Source organism: Paraburkholderia elongata (assembly GCF_013177735.1).
Classification (GTDB): Bacteria; Pseudomonadota; Gammaproteobacteria; order Burkholderiales; family Burkholderiaceae; genus Paraburkholderia; species Paraburkholderia elongata.
The window spans coordinates 20,515-41,769 of record NZ_WOEZ01000192.1; the positions used below are offsets into that span (position 1 = coordinate 20,515).

The window sequence follows — 21,255 nt, forward strand, 5'->3', positions numbered from 1 at the left end:
GTAGAGCATCACTAATACAATCCATCCTGACCTCTGATAGGAGTGCACGGCAATGTCTGCCACAACGACACCCTTCCCTAAAGCAGTGATTTTCGACGCGTACGGCACGCTTTTCGACGTGCATTCAGTGATCGCTGCCGCCGAGCAGATGTTCCCGGGCCACGGCGATGCGCTCTCGCAGTTGTGGCGCCAAAAACAGATCGAATACACGCAGCTGCGCACGCTCGCCGATCCGGCCGGCGCACCCGGCGCGCATTACCGGCCGTTCTGGGACATCACGCTCGACGCCTTGCGCTTCGCCGCCAAGAAACTGCATCTCACGCTGAGTCGCGCGGCAGAGAAGCGTCTGATGGACGAATATGCGTGCCTGTCCGCGTTTCCCGATGCCGTGCCCGCGCTGCGCCAGTTGCGCGACGCGCCTTCGGCGTCGTCCGGGTCCACATCTGCGCCTTCGGGCGGCAAAGCCGGGGCAGGGGCAGGATCAAGGCCCGGTCTCGCGATCCTCTCGAACGGCAATCCGCAAATGCTCGACATCGCCGTGAAAAGCGCCGGCATGACGGGCCTGTTCGACCATGTTCTATCCGTCGACACAGTGCGCGCCTACAAACCCTCGCCCGCGGCCTACTCGCTCGGCACGCAAGCCTTCGGCGCCGAACCGCGCGAGATCGTCTTCGTGTCGTCGAACGGCTGGGACGTGGCAGGCGCGAGCTGGTTCGGCTTCACGACTTTCTGGCTTAACCGGCAAAACGCACCAGCCGAAGAACTGGGCGTCACGCCGCGTGGCGCGGGCGGAGGCATGAACGATCTGCTCGCTTTTCTGAAGTCCCTCGCGTCGCCCGACCGCAATCGCGGCACGGGCAGCACCGGCAATCCCGGTGGCAGCCGCACGCGCCACAGCCCTGGCGCATGACAGCTACCACCTGGATCCCGCGACGCAATTCAATCGCATCTCAACATTTGCACCTTTGCAATCTGACCGACCAAGGAGAAACCATGGCGAATCCGCTGTCATCGCAGTCATCGCTGCAGCTGCCGCAGGGCATGGAAATCACGGCTGAGATCAAGCCGGGCTATGAAGCGATCCTCACCCGCGAAGCGCTCGAGCTCGTCGCCGCGCTGCATCGCACGTTCGAACCGCGCCGCCAGCAGTTGTTGCAGGCGCGTATCGAGCGCACCAAACGGCTCGACGCCGGCGAGAGCCCCGACTTCCTCGCTGAAACGAAAAGCGTACGCGAAGGCGACTGGAAGATCGCGCCACTGCCGCAAGATCTGCAATGCCGCCGTGTAGAAATCACCGGTCCGGTCGAGCGCAAGATGATCATCAACGCGCTGAATTCGGGCGCGGATTCGTACATGACCGACTTCGAAGATTCGAATGCGCCGAGCTGGGATAACCAGATTACCGGCCACATCAATCTGAAGGACGCGGTGCGCCGCACGATTTCGCTCGAACAGAACGGCAAGTCGTACACACTGAACGACAAGATCGCCACGCTGATCGTGCGTCCGCGCGGCTGGCACCTGGACGAAAAGCATGTGACGGTGGACGGCAAACGCGTCTCCGGCGGCATCTTCGATTTCGCGCTCTTCATGGTTCACAATGCCAAGGAACAGGTCGCGCGCGGCACGGCCCCGTACTTCTACCTGCCGAAGATGGAGAGCCATCTGGAAGCGCGCCTGTGGAACGACATCTTCGTCGCCGCGCAGGAAGCGGTCGGCGTGCCGCGCGGCACGATTCGCGCGACCGTGCTGATCGAAACGATTCTTGCCGCGTTCGAAATGGACGAGATCCTGTACGAACTGCGTGAACACAGCTCGGGTCTGAACGCCGGCCGTTGGGACTACATCTTCTCGGCGATCAAGAAGTTCAAGAACGACCGCGACTTCTGTCTCGCCGACCGCTCGCAGATCACGATGACCTCGCCGTTCATGCGTGCGTACGCGCTGCTGCTGCTGAAGACCTGCCATCGCCGCAATGCGCCGGCGATCGGCGGCATGAGCGCGCTGATTCCAATCAGGAACGATCCGGCAGCGAACGACAAGGCAATGGGCGGTGTGCGCTCGGACAAGGCCCGCGATGCCGGCGACGGGTACGACGGTGGCTGGGTCGCGCATCCGGGCCTCGTGCCGATCGCGATGGAAGAATTCGTCAAGGTGCTCGGCGACAAGCCGAATCAGATCGGCAAGCAGCGCGACGACGTGCTCGTCACGGCTTCCGACCTGATGGACTTCCGCCCGGAAGCGCCGATCACCGAAGGCGGTCTGCGCAACAACATCAACGTCGGCATTCACTATCTGGGTGCGTGGCTCGCGGGCAATGGCTGCGTGCCGATTCACAACCTGATGGAAGACGCCGCCACCGCGGAGATCTCGCGCTCGCAAGTGTGGCAATGGATTCGCTCGCCGAAGGGCAAGCTCGAAGACGGCCGCAAGGTCACGGCCGAACTGGTGCGTGAGTTGTCGGCACAAGAGCTCGACAAGGTGAAGCAGGCAGTCGGCGGCGATACGAAGCCGTACGATCGCGCTGCACAAATCTTCGAAGAAATGTCGACGTCGGAGCAGTTCACCGACTTCCTGACGCTGCCGTTGTACGAGGAAATCTGAGGCATCTGAGCTGCCTCATGCATCAGCAATAACGACGTCGTACCAGGCCCGCTTTCACCAGCCACGCAAGATGAAAGAGCGGCCCGGGTCGCAAGGCTGACCGACCGGACGGCCCGACAGGCGCATGCCTGCCGGGCCGTTTTTTTATGCACTCGTTGTGCGCTCGCGATGTGCTCGTTATGCGTTGGTTACGTACTCGTGGTGCGCTCGCCGTGCGCTAGCCATGCCGCCCCTCAGCGCGTGCTGCGATACTCGACCCAATCGCCCGACCTGATTTCCGGGTGGCCCTTCACCGCATTGGGCGCGATCGGATAGAAGCGGCAGTTCACGACGTTGCCGTCTACTTTCACCATTACTTCTCGCGCGAGGAAGCGATCTTCGACTCCGGGATACACCGCTTCGATCTCGTCGAGCACCGCCACCAGTTCATCGTCGATTTCGTAGACGTCGCCCATGACGTCCACACCCGCTTCGTCGACCACCAGGCCCGGATACAAGCCGAAGTCGAATAGATGGCCGCGCACCGTGGCCGTGCCGAGCAGATTCGGCGTGGCGATTTCGTTGCGCGCCGCAGCATCTCTGAGGTCATTCACTTCACCGGCACGCAATGTGCCGTATACAAAAACGGTCTGCATCGTCGTTTGCTCTCCTTGATGATGGGTTCGGCTTGCCTCGGCTGTTGCCGGGGGTTCAGTTCAACGACGTGCTCGCCACCAGCACGCCGTCGATATCCGCATAGATCCACTCGCCAGGATGTACTAGTGCGCCCGGCAATTGCACCGGCACGTCGCGCTCACCCGTGCCGAGCTTCTGGCCGCGCCGTGGGCAGGTCGCCAACGCCGCCACGCCGACATTGATTTCGTTGAGCTCCAGCGTATCGCGCACGCAGCCGTTCAACACGATACCCGCCCAACCGTTCTTCTCGGCGATTTGCGCGAGGTTGCCGCCTACGAGCGCGGAACGCAGACTGCCACCGCCGTCAACCACCAGCACCCGGCCGGCGCCCTTCTCTTCGAGCGTGGCGCGTACGAGCGCGTTGTCTTCGAACACCTTTAGCGTCACCGCCTCGCCGCTGAAACACTCGGCGCGACTGAAGAGATGAAAGACCGGCTCGAGCACACGCAGCGTGCCCAGCGCCAGTTGGTCCTCGTGCGCGTCGCACAAGTCAGCGGTTGCAAAGCTCATGGGGGTCTCCTCAGGATCTGTGTAATCGGGACATTATGCAACGTTGACTCGGACGTAACACCTACAATGAGATGCCCGCGGTGGTTTTGGGTCTGCGCTCCCGGGGTCCACACCTGAAAGCGCGGTGCTTGAGCGCCCCCGCGCTCGCGGGTTCCGTGTTTACAGCCACCGCGTTTTTTGAGTTCCATCCATTGGATCGATCGTCAACATGAATTCGTCCTCTGACTCAGACCAGTCGAGCCAGACCCGCTTCGCCGACATCCCGCCCGAATTCCAGCCGACGCAATCGCACCCGATTCGCGTGCGCTCGCGGCTGATGCCGTCGGGCTGGCGTATCGCGCGACACACGCATGCGTGGGCGCAGGTGGCCTATGCGTCGCGCGGCGTGCTGCGGGTCGCGACGACCGGCACGACGTGGATGGTGCCGCCATCCCGGGCGATCTGGGTGCCACCGCACGTGACACACGAAGTGGTCGCAGTCGAAGATGCGTTTTTGCGCACGCTCTACATTACCGAAAGCACCGTCCCGGCCGGACTGGATACGCCGCGCGTGGTCGAAGTATCGGACCTGCTGCGCGAAGTCATCGCCGCGCTCGATACGCCCGGCATTTCAGCGACACGCGAACAACTGCTAGGCGCGCTCGCGCTCGACGAACTGACGCGCTCGGAGCCACTGCCGCTGTCCGTGCCGATGCCCAACGAGAAGCGCTTGCGCGCGTTGTGCGAGGCCGTGATCGCGGACCCGACGCACGGCGACTCGCTCGAACAATGGGCATCGAGCGTCGGTGCGAGTACGCGAACGATTGCGCGGCTGTTCCGTCAGGAGTTGGGCGTGAGCTTTTCGCAATGGCGTCAGCAGGCCATTCTCGCGCGCGCGATTCCGCTTTTGAGCCAGGGGCGGCCGCTTTCTCATGTCGCGCAAGAACTGGGTTATCAGAGCCAGAGTGCGTTTTCGGCAATGTTCCGGCGGGCATTCGGCGAAAGTCCGCGCGCGTTTATCGAGCGTGGCTCTGAACATCGTGTGGAGAACGGGGATCGTGGTGATACAGAGGCAGACGAAGAGACCGCGCAAAAGTGACGGCGTAAAGCGTAACGGCTAATCGCTAGTTGCTAGTTGCTAGTTGCTAGTTGCTAGTTGCTAGTTGCTAGTTGCAGCGTGTCACACGCGCCGCGCCAGATGACGGATCGCCCCGAGTTGCGCCAGGCGCGGCCCGGTCAGCTTGTACCCCTTGCGCTGATACAGCCGCGCGGCAGGATTGTCGACGAACACGCGCAACTGCAACTCGTGCAGCCCGCGCTCGCGCGCCCACTGATGCGACATGTCGAGCAGATACGTGCCGGCGCCGAGCCGCCGATGCCCTTCGGCAATCTGCACGTCGCGGATATGCAGCGAATCGCCTTCTTGCGTGATGCGCAGCACGCCGATCGGCTCGCCGTCCACTTCGAGAATAAAATTTTCCGACTCGCGCCAGCTGCCGAGAAACAGATCGCCACGCCAGACCAGGTGATGCCGGCGATAGTAGCCGCCCATGTTATTGCGAGTCAGCGCCTCGGCGAACTCGAAATCGTCCATGCTGGCGCGGCGCAGATGAAACGGTGACGGAGCTTCGGTTGGATCGAACATGGTGGAACGACGAAGATGGGTCGGGTCAACGGTAAAACAGGCCGTGCGCGCTGGCAATGGCTGTTTGTCCCGAGCATACCCGGACGATACCCAGGCAGACCGGCTGCGGAAATAAAAAAAGCCCACTTCTTTCGAAGTGGGCTTCTTAAAATCTGGCGGAGCGGACGGGACTCGAACCCGCGACCCCCGGCGTGACAGGCCGGTATTCTAACCAACTGAACTACCGCTCCAGATTTTTGCACCGTGGCTTGTGAGCCTTGCTCATTTGCCAACTACGTCACCAACCGCACCGCTCATACCGCTAACTGAACGACGCCGATGTCTTGGCGTCCCCTAGGGGATTCGAACCCCTGTACTCACCGTGAAAGGGTGATGTCCTAGGCCTCTAGACGAAGGGGACAACGTACTGCTTACACCTTTAATGAAAAAGCCCGTTCAGGTTTGTATGAACGGGCTTTGTCTGGCGGAGTGGACGGGACTCGAACCCGCGACCCCCGGCGTGACAGGCCGGTATTCTAACCAACTGAACTACCACTCCAGTTTGCCTATCATGACTTGCGAGCGTTGGTTTTTTCTCTGCAAGCTGCGCTGCTTTACTACTACCAAGCGACGCTGATGTTTGGCGTCCCCTAGGGGATTCGAACCCCTGTACTCACCGTGAAAGGGTGATGTCCTAGGCCTCTAGACGAAGGGGACATAATCTTTTCAGATCTGTCTTTATCTTGCTGCTAACTTATTTCATCTTCCTGCTAATTTCGCTTCGTCAGCAGCAAAGACCAATATTCTAACTTACGTTACAACTGTTTGTGAAGTCTTTTTTGCTACAAGCCCCAGACCTCGGAACCACTTCACTCTGCTCTGATGGTGGAGGTAAGCGGGATCGAACCGCTGACCTCTTGCATGCCATGCAAGCGCTCTCCCAGCTGAGCTATACCCCCCCTTGCAGAACAGAAACGAGATTCTAGAGGCCAATTTGCGCTTTGTAAATACCCTTTGAGCAATTGCATGCGACTTTTTTCGCAAGTCGCATGCAAACCCTCTCAATGCAGTTGCGAACGCGCTTAAGCCAACGCTTTTTCGATACGGCTCACGACAACATCGCGACCAAACAGCATCAGCACGCTGTCGATCGACGGCGTATGCGTGGTGCCCGCGACCAGCAGACGAACCGGCATGGCCAATTGCGGCATCTTCAGCTTGTGTGTGCCAAGCGTTGCCTTCAATGCCGCAGCGATCGCCTCCTTGGTCCACTCCACCGTCTTGAGCGTTGCAGCCAGATCGGCAAGCGCCGGACGCACGACATCCGTGACGTGCTGCGCGAGCGCCTCAGCAACAGGCGCTGGCGCGCGATAGAACATCGCAGCGTTTTCGGCGATTTCCTTCACCGTCGAGGCGCGGTCCTTCAGCAAGCCCACCACCGACGTTAGATCGGCGCCTTGCGCGATGGCAGCTTCGTCGATACCCAGTTCAGCGAAGAAAGGCTTTGCGAGCTCCGCGAGGCGCGCATTGTCCGCTTCCTTGATGTAGTGCGCGTTGAGCCAGTTCAGCTTGTCGTGGTCGTACTGAGCCGGCGACTTGCCCAGATGCTCCAGATCGAACCATTCGACGAACTGCTCACGCGTGAAGATTTCCGCGTCGCCATGCGACCAGCCCAGACGCGCCAGATAGTTGACCACCGCTTCCGGCAGAAAGCCGGCGTCGCGATAACCCATCACGCTCATTGCGCCGTGACGCTTGCTCATCTTCTCGCCCTGCTCGTTCAGCACGGTCGGCAAGTGCGCGTATACCGGCGGCTCACCGCCGAGCGCGCGCAGGATGTTGATCTGGCGCGGCGTGTTGTTCACGTGATCGTCGCCGCGAATCACGTGGGTGATGCGCATGTCCAGGTCGTCGACCACCACGCAGAAGTTGTAGGTCGGCGTACCGTCCGGGCGCGCGATCACGAGGTCGTCGAGTTCTTCGTTCGAGATTTCGATGCGGCCCTTCACGGCATCGTCCCATGCAACCACACCGGTGAGCGGATTGCGGAAGCGCAGCACGGGTTGCACGCCCGCCGGCGGCTCCGGCAAGACCTTGCCGGGTTCCGGGCGCCACGTGCCGTCATAGCGCGGCTTTTCGCCGGCCTCGCGTTGACGCTCGCGCAGTGCGTCCAGCTCTGCCGTCGACATGTAGCACGGGTACACGAGCCCCGCGTCTTGCATCTGCCTGAGCACTTCGCGGTAACGGTCCATGCGCTGCATCTGGTAGAACGGGCCTTCGTCGAAATCGAGGCCGAGCCACGCCATGCCTTCGATAATGGCGTCGACGGATTCGGAGGTGGAGCGCTCGACGTCGGTGTCCTCGATCCGCAGCACGAAGGTCCCTTTCATCTTGCGCGCGAACGCCCACGGATAAAGCGCGGAGCGAATGTTGCCGAGGTGGATGAAGCCGGTGGGACTCGGTGCGAAACGGGTACGGACGGAGGTGGTCATTAGCGGTTACTCGGAAGACAGGCGCCGGCGCCGTGGCAGACATCGCCAGTGAAGCGCGGCAGCGGACCGCGCCCATGCAGTAGAAAACGCCTTGCACGGACGCGAAGGAAATAAATACGAGAGCCGAATTATACCTTCCGAACCCGTGTTGCCTGCCCTCGTCCGAATGGCCAATGGCAGCACACAGGACGCGCGGGAAGCGCGCTTCAAGGCGCTCGAGGGCTTCCTCTGCAACGTTTCATTACCGCGCCGACGCGCGCCCGGAGCTTTGATTTATGATGTGCGCGCGCTGCGAGTGGGGATAGAACCGCAGCGCATGGAATCGCCGCCGGCGGTCCTGTCCGTTTGACTATCCGCCTGATCGCGGCACCGGTTGCGCTGATTGCGCCGCCCGCGCCGTTGCTGGAGAACCCGTTGAAACCGTCATCCCCTCGCCTCGCCCGTCGCAACTTCTCATTGGCGGCCGCCTCCGCGGTACTTGCCGCCTGCACTACGACCGGCGGCGGCAAGACCGATAGCACGCCGGTTGCCGCCACGCCCACCGCCAACACGCCGCCGCTCGACAAACCGCAGCGGCCGATCCGCGTCGGGCTCGCCCTAGGCGGCGGCGCTGCGCGCGGCTTCGCGCACATCGGCGTGATCAAGGCGCTGGAGGCACGCAATATCCAGGTCGACTTGGTGGCCGGCACCAGCGCCGGCTCGGTAGTCGGTGCGCTGTACGCCTCGGGGATGAACGGCTTTGCGCTGAACAAGCTCGCGCTGAGCATGGACGAAGCGTCGATCAGCGATTGGGCCATGCCATTTCGCGCGCGCGGCTTTCTACAAGGCGTCGCGTTGCAGAACTACTTGAATACGACGCTCAACAACCGTCCGATCGAGAAGATGGTCAAGCCGCTCGGCGTGGTCGCCACCGATCTGAGGACCGGCCAGCCGATCCTGTTCCAGCGCGGCAACACCGGCATTGCGGTGCGCGCGTCATGCAGCGTACCGTCGATTTTCGAGCCGGTGAAGATGGGCGGACACGAGTATGTGGACGGCGGCCTGGTGAGTCCGGTGCCGGCCTCGTTTGCGCGCAAGATGGGCGCCGATTTCGTGATCGCCGTGGACATTTCGCAGCGCCCGGAAAGCGGCCTCACTGCCAGCTCGTTCGACGTGCTGATGCAGACTTTCACGATCATGGGTCAGACGATCAAAACCTATGAGCTCGAGAAGTATGCCGACATTGTGATCCGGCCGAATTTGGCGGCCATGAGCGGCAGCGATTTCTCGCAGCGCAACGCAGCGATCCTGGCCGGCGAGGAAGCGGTGGCGAAGATGATGCCGGAGTTGCAACGCAAGCTAGCCGCAAGCCGCGCCGCGGTATAACCCGCTGGGGCCGCACCGGTTACACCGACCGGCGCGCTTCGGCTGTTGTCGTACGCAACACACACGCGCCGCCACAGCCTGGGGGGTCCAGCAGGGAAGATTCGCCGGCACATCGGCGAACGTCCATCGGCAAGCGCCCAAACGCAAAAAACCTGCTTCGAACGAAGCAGGCCTTTTTCACACCAGAACCGCCGGTGCGGGCTGAATCAGTTACTGATTACCGCCGATCGAAGCATTCACGCGCTTGCGCAGATCTTCACCGCCCTGATAGGACGTCTCGATCCGGCGTGCACCCGTGAAACGCTTCTCCCAATAGCCGCTATCCAGATCGTCGACGCGGATCGTGCTGCCCGTGGAAGGCGAATGCACGAACTTGTTGTCGCCGATGTAGATGCCGACGTGTGAGAACGTACGGCGCATCGTGTTGAAGAACACCAGATCGCCCGGCTTCAGGTCGCTGACGCGAACCTTTTCGCCGACGCGGCTCATTTCCTCGGCGCGGCGCGGCAGCGCCATACCGAGCGTGTCCTGGAACACGTAGCGAACGAAGCCGCTGCAATCGAGCCCCGAGTCGGGCGTATTACCGCCCCAACGGTAGCGAACGCCGATCATGTTCAGCGCGCCGACCACCACGTCGCCCGCTTTACCGGCCATGCCGGAAAGGAACGATTTGGCGCCGCCGTCGCTGTCGGGAGCGGCCGATTGCGAATTGAGGGGTGACAAAGAATTCGACCCGCTGGGGGTCGAATATGAGGCATTCTGATTAAAACTGCTTACTTCGTCGGCGAAAGCGCCGGGAGCTGCTGCCATCAAGACGCCAATGAACATCCCGGCGACGACGCGCGTGCAAGCCTGGGTTAGGTTTCTGTGCTGCATTGGTCGGTATTTTTTGCCTAAAAATCAGTGGGCTACGAAAAAAAGTTTGGTCGATACTAGCCAGTAAGTATTCGTGTGTCAAAACAAATAGAAAAATACAATCGAGACACGCACCCAATTGGTGAAAGAGGGCAAAATCAGTGGTCAAGCGCCGCTTTCAGCAGCTTTCGGGTGTAGGGGTGCACCGGTGTCGCAAAAATCTGCTCAACGTCCCCGCTTTCGACGATCGAACCGTTTTGCATGACCGCCACACGATGCGCCATCGCCCCGATCACGGCGAGATCGTGACTGATGAAAACGAAGCCGAGGTTGTACTTCTGTTGCAACCCGGCGAGCAGTTTGAGCACCTGCTGCTGGATCGATACGTCGAGCGCACTGGTCGGTTCGTCGAGAATCAGGATGCGTGGCTCCAGCACCAGAGCGCGCGCGATCGCAATCCGCTGACGCTGGCCGCCGGAGAACTCATGCGGATAGCGGTACAACACGGTGCGGTCCAAACCGACTTCGCGCAGGACCGACACTACCTTGTCGCGCCGCGCCTCCTGGCTCATTTGCGGCCGATGCAGCGCGAGCCCTTCGCCGACGATCCGCTCGATGGTCTGGCGCGGCGAAAGCGAACTGAACGGATCCTGGAAGACAACCTGCATATTCGAACGTAAGGCGGTCTGTTCGGCGCCGCGATAGCTGCCGAGCGCCCTGCCCTGAAACTCGATCTCGCCGTGCGCGGTGCGTTGCAGACCGAGCAGGGCCATCGCCAGTGTCGATTTGCCCGAACCCGACTCGCCAACGATCCCCAGCGTCTCGCCCTGGCGCACCGACACGTTCGCATCGGCGACCGCGCGGAAGTGTCCTGAGCGAAACCAGCCGCTCCAGCCCGGCAGTTTCGTTTTGAAGTCGACCGAGACATCGCGCGCTTCGAGCAGTACCGGCGAGATCGGCAGCACCGGCACCACCGTGCGCTGCGGACGGCTCTCCAGCAAACGTTGCGTGTATGGATGCTGCGGCGACTCGAACACTTGCTCGACCGGCCCGCTCTCCACGAGTACGCCCTTCTCCATCACCGCGATGCGTTGCGCGAAATGACGCACCAGATTCAGGTCGTGCGTAATCAGCAACACAGCCATGCCGCACTTCTCGGCTTCGTCGCGTTGCAGCTCCAGCAGCAGCTCGACGATCTGCGCGCGGATCGTCACGTCGAGCGCCGTCGTCGGCTCATCGGCCAGCAACAGACGTGGGCGGCACGCGAGCGCCATCGCGATCATCGCGCGCTGACGCTGACCGCCCGAGAGCTGATGCGGATAGCTATTCACACGCTTGCCGGGCTCGGCGATGCCCGTGCGCCCCAGCAGCGCCACGGCGCGCTTACGCGCCTCGTTCGCCGTTACACCGTCGTGCACGACGATCGTCTCCGCAATCTGGTCACCGACCGTATAGAGCGGATTGAGGGCCGTCATCGGTTCCTGGAAGATCATCGCGATGTCCGAGCCGCGCATGCCGCGCATCTCACGCTCGCTTTTGGCGAGCAGATCCTGGCCGTCGAAACGGATCGACCCGCTCACCCGCGCATCGCTCAACAGACGCAGGATCGACAGCGCGGTCACGCTCTTGCCCGAGCCCGATTCGCCGACCAGCGCGACCCGCTCGCCGCGTTGGATCGCGAGCGTCACGTCGTTCACTGCGACCGTATCGCCAAAGGTCACATGCAGACGATCGAGTTCCAGCAGCGGCGGCGTCACGCCTTGTTTTGCATTGTTCTCCACCATAGTGCTCACTGGTTGCCTCCAGCGCGCATGGCATCGGAGATGCGGGTGTCCAGCGCGTTGCGCAGCGCGTCGCCCATGAAGGTCAGCAGCAACAGCATCGCGACCAGCACGCCGAAAGTGGATAACGAGATCCACCACGCGTCGAGATTCGCTTTGCCTTGCGCAAGCAGTTCGCCCAGACTCGGCGTCGGCGATGGCACGCCGAGGCCGAGAAAGTCGAGGCTGGTGAGCGCGAGAATCGCGCCGCTCATGCGGAACGGCAGAAACGTGATCACCGGCGTCAAACTATTGGGCAATACGTGCCGCCACATGATCTGCCAGTTCGAGAGCCCCATCGCCCGCGCCGCACGCACATAGTCCTGGTGGCGGTTGCGCAGAAACTCCGCCCGCACGTAATCGGACAAGCCGATCCAGCCGAACAACGACAGCAGCACGATCAGCAGAATGAACCCCGGCTCGAAGATCGACGAGAAAATGATCAATAGGTAAAGCTCCGGCATGGCACTCCAGATTTCGATCAGGCGCTGCCCGATGATATCGATACGTCCTCCGAAGTAACCCTGCACGGCGCCCGCGGCAATCCCGAGTACGGTGCCAATCAAGGTCAGCACCAACCCGAATTCCACCGACACGCGAAAACCGTACAGAAGACGCGCGAAAAGATCGCGACCGCGGTCGTCGGTGCCGAGCCAGTTATCGCGCGACGGCGGTGCCGGGTTCGGCGCCTTCGAGAAATAATTCAGCGTGTCGTAGTAGTACCGGTTCGGCGGATACACGGCGAAGTTTCCAGGCGTGTCGAAACGATGCTTGATATACGGATCGAGATAATCGGCGGGCGTCGGGAAGTTGCCGCCGAAGGCGGTCTCCGCGTAGGTCTTGAACATCGGAAAATACAACTGCCCTTCGTAGCGCACCACGAGTGGCTTGTCGTTCGACCACAATGGCCCGGCGAGGCTTACCGCAAACGCGACGACGAAGATGATCAGACTCCAGTAGCCAAGGCGCTGCTGGCGAAATCGCTGCCAGACGCGACGCGCCGGCGTTGGCGAGACGAACGCGCGAACCGGTTCGGTGCGCGCCGCCGCATCGGCTGAAAGGCGGGCTCGATTCATTAGCGCTCCAGTTGTTCGAATTGGATGCGGGGATCGACCCACACATAGCAAAGATCGGAGATCAGCTTGGTCGCAAGACCGATCAGCGTGAACAGATACAGCGTGCCGAGCACGACCGGATAGTCGCGCCGCACCACGGATTCGTACGACAGCAGACCGAGTCCGTCGAGCGAAAACAGCGTCTCGATCAGCAGACTGCCGGTGAAGAACGCACCGATAAACGCCGCCGGAAAACCGACGATCAACGGCAGCAACGCGTTGCGAAACACGTGCTTCCACAGCACGCGCTTTTCCGACAAACCTTTGGCGCGCGCGGTCAGCACGTATTGCTTGCGGATTTCGTCGAGGAAGGCGTTTTTCGTCAGCATCGTGACGACGGCGAAACTGCCCACCACCGAGGCCGTGATCGGCAACGTGATATGCCACAGGTAGTCGACGATCTTGCCGCCGAGACTCAACTGCGCCCAGTTGTCCGAGGTGAGATTGCGCAGCGGAAAGAGTTGCAGGAAGCTGCCGCCGCCGAACAGCACCAGCAACAGCACGCCCAATACAAAGCCCGGAATCGCGTAACCGACCAGCACGACGAGGCTCGTCGCGATATCGAAGCGCGAACCGTTGCGCACCGCTTTGGCAATGCCCAGGGGCACCGATATCAGGTAAGTCAGAAAGAACGTCCACAAGCCGATGCTGATCGACACCGGCAACTTCGAGACGATCAACGACCACACGCTTTGGTGCCGGAAATAGCTCTGGCCAAGATCGAACGTCGAGAAGCGTTTTAGCATCAGGACGTAGCGTTCGAGCGGCGGTTTGTCGAAGCCATACAGCGCTTTCAATTGCGCGATCTGCTGCGCGTCGACGCCGGTATGCGCGCGCAGACCGAACGGCGCGCCGTTCTCCGCGCCCTTGCGCAGCTCATGCTGCATCTGTTCGACCGGGCCGCCGGGGACGAACTGGATCACGACGAAGGTCAGCGTCAGCACGCCGAGCAAGGTCGGGATCATCAACAGCAGGCGTTTGAGAATGTAGCTCCACATGGCGTCGTTTCCGGTGCGAAGGCGGTGAATGAATGACGCTTTAGCGCGCCTCGGCTTGCAGCTGCGGCGGTTGCGGCTGTGCATACCACCACATCGACGTGATCCAGCCTTCCGCTCCATAGTACAGAGGCAAGGTCTTGGGCCACGCAAGCCCGCGCTTGAACGCCACCCGATGCGTCGCGCTGTACCAGTGCGGCACCGCATAGTAGCCATGCATCAGCACGCGGTCGAGCGCGTGTGTCGCGTCGATCAATTGCTCGCGCGTCTGCGCATGCACGAGCGCGCTCACGATCGCGTCGACGGCCGGCGACTTCAGCCCGATCATGTTGTCCGAGCCTGGGGTGTCCGCGGCTTTGCTGCCGAAGCGGTCGATCTGCTCCGATCCTGGCACCTGCACGTCCGGCATGCGGATGGTGGTCGTGTCGAAATCAAATGCGTCGAGACGCTTCTGATAGACCGCGAAATCGGACACACGAAACGTGGCGGTAATGCCGAGCTTCTGCAGATTGCGGATGAACGTCGCGACGATCGGCTCCATTTGCGCGGCCGAACCGGAATCGTCGAGGATCTCGAACTGGAACGGCTCGCCTTTGGCGTTACGCAACGCGTTGTCGCGATAGGTCCACCCCGCCTGCTGCAACAAGGCACGCGCTTGCAGCAGATTGGCGCGCAGCGAACCCGGCGGATCCGTGTCAGGCTGCTTCGGCGGCGGACCGAATACCGCCGGATCGAGTTTTGCGCGCCAGGGTTCGAGCAGCGCGAGCTCACCAGGCGTTGGCAGACCCTTCGCCTGCAAATCCGTATTGGCGAAGAAGCTGTCGATGCGCGAGTACTGATTGAAGAACAGTTGGCGGTTCAGCCACTGAAAATCGAGCGCGAGATCGAGCGCCTTGCGCACCCGCACGTCCTGGAACAACGGCCGGCGCAGATTGAGCATGAAGCCCTGCATGCCGGTGCCGTTATGCTGCGGAAACTCGCGCTTGATCAACTCGCCGCTATCGAACTTCTTGCCGACGTCGCGCCGTACCCAATTACGCGCGACGTATTCGACCATCGCATCGTATTCGCCCGCCTTGAACGCTTCCAGCCGCGCGACGTTGTCCGAATACAGCTTATAAGCAATGCGATCGAAATTGTTCATACCGACGCGCACCGGCAGCGCCGCGCCCCAGTAGTTCGGGTCGCGCCGATAGGTGATCGTGCGGCCGTTGTCGTACTGCTCAATCAGATAAGGCCCGCTGGCGATCGGCTTCTCGAACGCCAATTGGTCGAACGGAATTCGGCTACCGTCCGGCTTCATTCCCCACTTGCGCGAGAACACCGGCATGCCGCCCGCCAGCAACGGCAACTCGCGATTGCGTTGGTGAAACTCGAAGCGGATCGTCTGCGGATCGACCACCACCGCGCGTGTGATCTCGCCGAAAATCGACGCGAATTGCGGCGCGGCCTGCGGGCTTTTCAGCGTGTCGAGCGAAAACTTGACGTCGTCGGCGGTGACCGGATCGCCGTTCGAAAAGCGTGCGCGCGGGTTGATGTGGAAGGTGGTCGACAGGCCGTCGGGCGCGATATTGATGTCGTCGGCGAGCAGGCCATAGGCGGAGGCCACTTCGTCGCTGCTGCCGATAGTCAGGCTTTCGAACAGCAGATCGACGCCCGGTGCGGTATTGCCGCGCAGTGTGAACGGATTGAATTTATCGAAACTGGTAAGTCGACTTGGATTGGCCAACACCAGCGTGCCACCCTTCGGCGCATCCGGGTTGACGTAGTCGAAGTGCTTGAAGTCCGCGGGATATTTCGGCTCGCCGTATTGAGCGATCGCATAGACGGCGTGAGCTTCGGGCGCCGCGAGCAAACCGGCCAGGGCGGATACGCCGCACAGAACAACGGCGCACGCCGAGCGCCAGGAACGCGGCACAACCCGCGGCACAACCGGTAGACCGACACGCGATAGCCTGTGAATCACGCCGCACCAAAGTGCACGAGGCGTTTGAACCCATCGCGAGCCAGTTGTCATAGGGGCCTTGTTGGTCAGTGGGCAATTTCAATCTGAGAGAATTCTACCCAATAAACCGGCGCGATCCGCACATCTCATCTGCACGACGTTCACGTGCGTGATGAGCAGACCTCATTGGGAGAATTCATGGGCTTCCTCGCTGGCAAACGTCGATTCGGGGCTTTCAACTCAGTCCGCTGGTTTCGCGAGCGCAATAAAAAACCGCCCATTTCGGGCGGTTTCTTCGACGCAGCGACTGCGTCAACTTCGGCCTTTCGATGGCTCAATGCCAGCCGCGACGATTGTCGTAGTGGTCACGACCGTAATCGTAGCGGCCCGGGGGATGACGGCGATACCAGTCGTCACGCGCCCAGTAGCGGCGGCCATCCCAGTAGCGGTCGCCGTGCCAGCCGATTACGACCGCCGGGCCGCCGTAGTACACGGGAGCCGGCTGGTAGATGACAGGCGGCGGAGGGGGCGGCGGCGGCGCATAGATCGGAGCCGGGGCCACGTAGATCGGCGCGGGAATGCCGATGTTGACACCAATGTTGAGCCCGCCGGCCATTGCAGCACCCGACGCAGCCAACCCGAGAACCCCGATCAGAAGCGGAACAAGACGTGCGGACTTCATTGATCACCCTTTTGAAGAATGTGTGTTGTTGGCCGAAATATAGCGCAAGGCAGCCATCCGCGTATTTCAACTTTGTAATAACTGATGCACGACATCGCACTGCTGGCCGCCCGGTTACGTCTCGTTACATTGGACAAAGGTTTGGTGAAAAAGTAGTGCCGGTGTAATCGAGCCGCCTCGCCGTTAGTCGCCCATCTGCTGGCACGTTCCCCATCTTTCACCGCCCTCGCCGCCGCGGGCAATTCTGGCGGCCGCTATCGCACGCGCCAGGTAATCCGGTCGCAGGGTCCGCGATCAGCCTTGTGGCCGTGGTATTGCCGACGCACCCAGATCAATAGGATATCGAAGCATTTTTGCGGCACGTAACGGGCCTGGTTGAACTCCGAAACCCGTTCGCTCCACCCGCCTCAATCGCCCTTGCCTTCCCGCGCGTTCGCGCCGCCCCTCTTGTGGGCGACTCACATCGGATCGCAAGGTGACATCGCGGCGCAAAGCGTCGTCTATCGCCCCGGCCACTCCGCCGCCGCGATTGCCGCGACGCCCGGCCGCGCCCATTCGCACAGACCGCCAAAACGAACATTGGATGTTCGAAAGAACATTTCCTCAATACCTTTAGGTCGCCGGTCGTCCGACCTCATTACCGTCAAAGCACCCTTCGAAGGGCCTAATTTAACAGATATTTCAAGAAACTCAACCACTTAAGCCATGGTTTCCCCTAGTATCCCGGCGCCTCACCAGTGATACGATGACTGACACTAAACGCCGATAAATGTTCGAATTCGCGCATGCCTGCCGTCCAGCGGACAGTCAGCGGACACATTGGGTACGGAGACAGATTTTGAAAACAATCATTGGTTTGCGCTGGTGGATCATCGCGCTCGTGTGTGCCGGGACGATCGTCAACTATCTGTCGCGCAATGCGCTCGGTGTGATGGCGCCGGAGTTGACGAAGCTCCTGCACATGAGCACGAAGCAGTATTCGTACGTCGTCGGTGCGTTCCAGGTCGGCTATACGATCATGCAGCCGGTATGCGGCCTGATCATCGATCTGATCGGTTTGCGCCTTGGCTTTGCGCTGTTCGCCTGCCTTTGGTCGCTGACGGGCGTACTGCACGGTTTCGCGAGCGGCTGGCTCTCGCTGGCGGCCTTGCGCGGACTCATGGGGCTGACGGAGGCCGTCGCCATTCCGGCAGGCATGAAGGTGGTCGCCGAATGGTTTCCTAATCGCGAGAAATCCGTCGCGGTGGGCTACTTCAATGCGGGTACGTCGCTCGGTTCGCTGCTCGCCCCGCCGCTCGTCGTCTTCCTGTCGTTGAGATATGGCTGGCAAAGCGCGTTTGCGGTGACGGGCGCGCTCGGCTTCGTCTGGGCCGCCGTCTGGTATGTGCTGTACCGCTCGCCGGCCGATCACGCGCGCATCAGCGAGGCAGAGCGCGAGGCGATCGTCAGCGGCCAAACCCCGGCTGCGCCGCAGCGGCGCAGCATCCGCGAAGTACTCCGTACGCGCCGGTTCTGGGCGATCGCACAAGCGCGTTTCTTCGCGGAGCCCGCGTGGCAAACGTTCAGCTTCTGGATTCCCCTTTACCTCGCGACGCAACGCCACATGGATCTGAAGCAGATCGCGATGTTCGCGTGGCTGCCGTTTCTTGCCGCCGACCTCGGTGGCCTCTTCGGCGGCTACCTGTCGCCGTTCCTGATGAAGCATTTGCGCATGCCGCTGATCGGGTCGCGCATCGCGGGTGTCGTGCTCGGCGCTTTCATGATGCTTGGACCGGCATGTATCGGCCTCGTCGCCTCGCCGTATCAAGCGATTGCGCTTTTCTGCGTGGGCGGCTTCGCGCATCAGATGATCTCGGCGCTCGTCAACACGTTGGCAGCCGACGTGTTCGACCCCAGCGAAGTCGGCACCGTCGCCGGATTTGCAGGGATGTCCGCGTGGATCGGCGGCCTGGGCTTTTCGCTGCTGGTCGGCGCGCTGGCCGATTCGATCGGCTACACGCCGCTATTCGGCGCCCTCGGCGCTTTCGACCTCATCGGCGCCACACTACTGATCATTCTGATGCGCGGCGTCTCCCGCGACGTGCGTCCGCGTCAAGTCGACAACAACGCCAGCACTGCTGCGTGACCTCACTCGAAGACACATCATGCGTTCACTGACAAATCTGAAACATCCGCCGCGTTTTTCACTGTCTTCTCATATCGGCAATCACATCGTTCTCACCGCGCAGCAAAACTGCCGGATTGAACTGTTCGTTCTCGCCGAAGACATCATCCGGGTACTCGTGCTGCCGGACGGCGAAACGCACGGTCCGCGGACCTGGTCCATCGCACCGGGCCCGGACAACGTTCCGCTCGAAGGCCGTGATCGCCGGGACATGAACGATTTCACGCCACCCAGGTTTGACGTATCGACCCACGCTGAGCACGTTGTCATTGAAACGGCGCGTATCCGTTTGACGGTCACGCTGGACGGTGGATTCTGCGCGTGGGACATCCTGTACGACTCGACGTGGCATCGCGTGATGAGCGATCGGAAGACGCAAGCGTATAACTTCGGCTGGTGGGACGAGCGCGTGTATCACTACATCGAGCGTCGCAAGGGCGAAATGTATGTTGGCCTGGGCGAGCGCGCCGGTTCGCTCAACCGCGCGGACCAGTCCTACGAAATGCGCAACATCGACGCGATGGGCTATAGCGCACGCACTACGGACCCGCTCTACAAGCACATCCCCTTTTATGTCACATGGCAGCCGGAAACGTCGACAGGATTCGGCCTGTTCTACGACACGCTCGCCGACTGCCGCTTCGACATGGGCCGCGAGCTCGACAACTATCACGCCCACTACCGGCACTTTGTCGCCGAGCATGGCGATCTCGACTATTACTTCATCGCGTCGGCAGGCACGCCCTTGCATGCGGTGCGCCGCTTTACGTGGCTGACCGGGCGTCCGGCCTGGATGCCGAAATGGGGGCTGGGCTACTCCGGCTCGACGATGAGCTATACCGACGCGCCCGATGCGCAGCAGAGGATGGGCGAATTCATCGATCGATGCCACGAGCACGACGTGCTGTGCGATTCATTCCACCTGTCGTCGGGCTATACGTCGATAGGTCCGAAGCGCTACGTGTTCAACTGGAACCACGAGAAGTTTCCGGATATAGACGGCTTTGTTCAGAGCTATCTCGAGCATGGCGTTCGTCTGTGCGCGAACATCAAGCCGTGCCTGTTGCAGGATCATCCGGCGTTCGACGAAGTAGCGCGTGCCGGCTTGCTGATCGCGTCGCGCGACGGCGATCCGGCGTGGGTGCAGTTCTGGGACGAAGTAGGCGCGTATCTGGACTTCACGAATCCCGCCACCATCGACTGGTGGAAAGCGCGCGTGAAAGACAGCCTGTTGAAGCACGGCATCGCCGCAACGTGGAACGACAACAACGAATTCGAAATCTGGTCGCCCGACGCGATTGCCCAAGGCTTCGGCCAACCGTATCCGGCACGCGAGGCGAAGGTGCTGCAAACGCAGTTGATGATGCGCGCGTCGCACGACGCGCAGCGCGAATACGCGCCGGACCGTCGGCCGTTCCTCGTGTCCCGCTCGGGCGGCGTCGGCATGCAACGCTATGTGCAGACATGGTCCGGCGACAACTTCACCTCGTGGGAAACGCTGCGCTTCAATCTGAAGATGGGCCTCGGGCTCGCCATGTCCGGTGTGTCGAACAGCGGTCACGATATCGGCGGATTCTCGGGCCCGGCGCCCGGTCCGGAGTTGTTCGCCCGCTGGGTCGCCTTCGGCATCTTCCTGCCGCGTTTCAGCATTCATTCCTGGAACGACGACGGCACGGTCAACGAGCCCTGGATGTATCCCGAAGTCACGCAGCAGGTGGCGGCGCTGATCAAACTGCGCTACCGGCTGATTCCCTACCTGTATGAGTTGCTATGGCAATCGCACAGCGCGTACGAGCCGGTACTGCGTCCGATGTTCGCCGAGTTTCCGCACGATCCGCGCTGTCTCGCCGACGGCGACGACATGATGCTGGGCTCGTCGATGCTGGTCGCACCGGTGGTCGAAGCGGGTCAGTCGACGCGCGACGTTTACCTGCCGGCCGGTGCACGTTGGGTGTCGTACTGGAGCGGCGAAGTGTTCGAAGGCGGTCAGACGGTGAACCTGCCGGCCCCATTCGAGCAGCCGGTGACATTGCTGCGTGAGGGCAGCGTGATTCCGTTGAACATCGCTGAACAACACTTCGGCCGTCCCGCCGACGAACGTGCGTTCATCGCCGTGCCGCACGCCGGCGCAGGCATCGCTCGCGGCGGCTGCGTCGAAGACGATGGCGAAAGCGAAGCCTGGCGCACAGGCGCGCAAGGCCGCTGGAACGTCACGATTACTAGCGATGCGAGCACGTTGCGCATTTCGATCGTGCGAGAAGGCTGGTTTCAGCATCCGCAGCACGAAGTTCGACTGTTCGTGCCGAACGACGAAGTGCGCCCGGCCGTCTGCATCGACGGCACGCTGGTAGCCGACCATACGGTTGACGGCTGGCGATGCCTGACGATTTCCATCGCTCACTAACAAAGCATGTATCACCGCCCTGAAGT

16 protein-coding genes and 5 tRNA genes are annotated in these 21,255 nt (G+C 61.5%); 6 read left to right on the forward strand and 15 right to left on the reverse strand.

From position 1 onward, the window contains the following. The first annotated feature begins 52 nt into the window (after nt 1–52). Both GNZ13_RS33905 and aceB read left to right on the forward strand, forming a co-directional pair. On the forward strand, nt 53–910 hold the full coding sequence (locus GNZ13_RS33905) for a (S)-2-haloacid dehalogenase (RefSeq protein WP_172172684.1): 858 nt from the start codon (nt 53–55) through the stop codon (nt 908–910). Between the two features lie 83 nt (nt 911–993). Further along, a complete protein-coding gene (gene aceB / locus GNZ13_RS33910) occupies nt 994–2,604 on the forward strand; it encodes a malate synthase A (RefSeq protein ID WP_172172686.1) in 1,611 nt (536 codons plus the stop codon). Between the two features lie 233 nt (nt 2,605–2,837). Here aceB and GNZ13_RS33915 read toward each other — a convergent pair whose 3' ends face one another. Continuing rightward, nucleotides 2,838–3,239: a gamma-glutamylcyclotransferase family protein gene (locus GNZ13_RS33915; RefSeq protein ID WP_172172688.1), complete on the reverse strand. Its 402-nt coding sequence runs from the start codon at nt 3,237–3,239 to the stop codon at nt 2,838–2,840. A gap of 55 nt (nt 3,240–3,294) precedes the next feature. Continuing rightward, on the reverse strand, nt 3,295–3,789 hold the full coding sequence (gene rraA, locus GNZ13_RS33920; protein ID WP_172172690.1) for a ribonuclease E activity regulator RraA: 495 nt from the start codon (nt 3,787–3,789) through the stop codon (nt 3,295–3,297). 208 nt (nt 3,790–3,997) lie between these two features. On the opposite strand from rraA, the gene GNZ13_RS33925 reads away from it, so the two are divergent. Further along, nucleotides 3,998–4,867, forward strand: coding sequence for an AraC family transcriptional regulator (locus tag GNZ13_RS33925; protein ID WP_172172692.1), 870 nt, complete (start codon nt 3,998–4,000; stop codon nt 4,865–4,867). Nucleotides 4,868–4,948: 81 nt separating this feature from the next. Here GNZ13_RS33925 and GNZ13_RS33930 read toward each other — a convergent pair whose 3' ends face one another. From GNZ13_RS33930 to gltX, 7 genes are all read right to left on the reverse strand, one after another. Continuing rightward, the gene (locus GNZ13_RS33930; protein WP_172172694.1) at nt 4,949–5,413 is read right to left on the reverse strand and encodes a GNAT family N-acetyltransferase; all 465 of its coding nucleotides are present in this window, start codon (nt 5,411–5,413) and stop codon (nt 4,949–4,951) included. A 153-nt stretch (nt 5,414–5,566) separates the two neighbouring features. Then, nucleotides 5,567–5,643 (reverse strand) — tRNA-Asp (locus GNZ13_RS33935). 94 nt (nt 5,644–5,737) lie between these two features. After that, nucleotides 5,738–5,813 (reverse strand) — tRNA-Glu (locus tag GNZ13_RS33940). Nucleotides 5,814–5,874: 61 nt separating this feature from the next. Next, nucleotides 5,875–5,951 (reverse strand) — tRNA-Asp (locus GNZ13_RS33945). Between the two features lie 82 nt (nt 5,952–6,033). Next, a tRNA-Glu gene (locus GNZ13_RS33950) sits at nt 6,034–6,109 on the reverse strand. A 166-nt stretch (nt 6,110–6,275) separates the two neighbouring features. Further along, nucleotides 6,276–6,351: transfer RNA gene (locus GNZ13_RS33955), tRNA-Ala, on the reverse strand. A 123-nt stretch (nt 6,352–6,474) separates the two neighbouring features. Further along, nucleotides 6,475–7,884 carry a glutamate--tRNA ligase gene (gene gltX, locus GNZ13_RS33960; RefSeq protein WP_172172696.1) on the reverse strand — a complete coding sequence of 470 codons (1,410 nt, stop codon included), beginning with the start codon at nt 7,882–7,884 and terminating at the stop codon, nt 6,475–6,477. Nucleotides 7,885–8,298: 414 nt separating this feature from the next. Here gltX and GNZ13_RS33965 point away from each other — a divergent pair, with 414 nt between their 5' ends. Beyond that, complete coding sequence (locus GNZ13_RS33965; protein ID WP_172172798.1) at nt 8,299–9,249, forward strand: patatin-like phospholipase family protein; 951 nt, start codon at nt 8,299–8,301, stop codon at nt 9,247–9,249. A 210-nt stretch (nt 9,250–9,459) separates the two neighbouring features. On the opposite strand, the gene GNZ13_RS33970 is transcribed toward GNZ13_RS33965, so the two are convergent. The 6 genes from GNZ13_RS33970 to GNZ13_RS33995 form a co-directional block, all read right to left on the reverse strand. Further along, nucleotides 9,460–10,125 (reverse strand): C40 family peptidase, encoded by a 666-nt coding sequence (locus GNZ13_RS33970; RefSeq protein ID WP_172172698.1) that lies wholly within the window; start codon nt 10,123–10,125, stop codon nt 9,460–9,462. Nucleotides 10,126–10,262: 137 nt separating this feature from the next. Then, nucleotides 10,263–11,888 (reverse strand): ABC transporter ATP-binding protein, encoded by a 1,626-nt coding sequence (locus GNZ13_RS33975; RefSeq protein WP_172172800.1) that lies wholly within the window; start codon nt 11,886–11,888, stop codon nt 10,263–10,265. A 5-nt stretch (nt 11,889–11,893) separates the two neighbouring features. Continuing rightward, complete coding sequence (locus GNZ13_RS33980) at nt 11,894–13,000, reverse strand: ABC transporter permease (protein ID WP_172172700.1); 1,107 nt, start codon at nt 12,998–13,000, stop codon at nt 11,894–11,896. Further along, nucleotides 13,000–14,037 (reverse strand): microcin C ABC transporter permease YejB, encoded by a 1,038-nt coding sequence (locus GNZ13_RS33985; RefSeq protein WP_172172702.1) that lies wholly within the window; start codon nt 14,035–14,037, stop codon nt 13,000–13,002. Before GNZ13_RS33985 ends, GNZ13_RS33980 begins: the two co-directional genes overlap by 1 nt. A gap of 40 nt (nt 14,038–14,077) precedes the next feature. Beyond that, nucleotides 14,078–16,051, reverse strand: a complete 1,974-nt coding sequence (locus GNZ13_RS33990) for an extracellular solute-binding protein (RefSeq protein WP_172172704.1) — start codon at nt 16,049–16,051, stop codon at nt 14,078–14,080. Nucleotides 16,052–16,313: 262 nt separating this feature from the next. Next, nucleotides 16,314–16,661: a hypothetical protein gene (locus GNZ13_RS33995; RefSeq protein WP_172172706.1), complete on the reverse strand. Its 348-nt coding sequence runs from the start codon at nt 16,659–16,661 to the stop codon at nt 16,314–16,316. An 838-nt stretch (nt 16,662–17,499) separates the two neighbouring features. Here GNZ13_RS33995 and GNZ13_RS34000 point away from each other — a divergent pair. After that, nucleotides 17,500–18,786 (forward strand): MFS transporter, encoded by a 1,287-nt coding sequence (locus tag GNZ13_RS34000; protein ID WP_172172708.1) that lies wholly within the window; start codon nt 17,500–17,502, stop codon nt 18,784–18,786. A 19-nt stretch (nt 18,787–18,805) separates the two neighbouring features. Next, a complete protein-coding gene (locus tag GNZ13_RS34005) occupies nt 18,806–21,229 on the forward strand; it encodes a glycoside hydrolase family 31 protein (protein ID WP_172172710.1) in 2,424 nt (807 codons plus the stop codon). Nucleotides 21,230–21,255 lie beyond the last annotated feature (26 nt).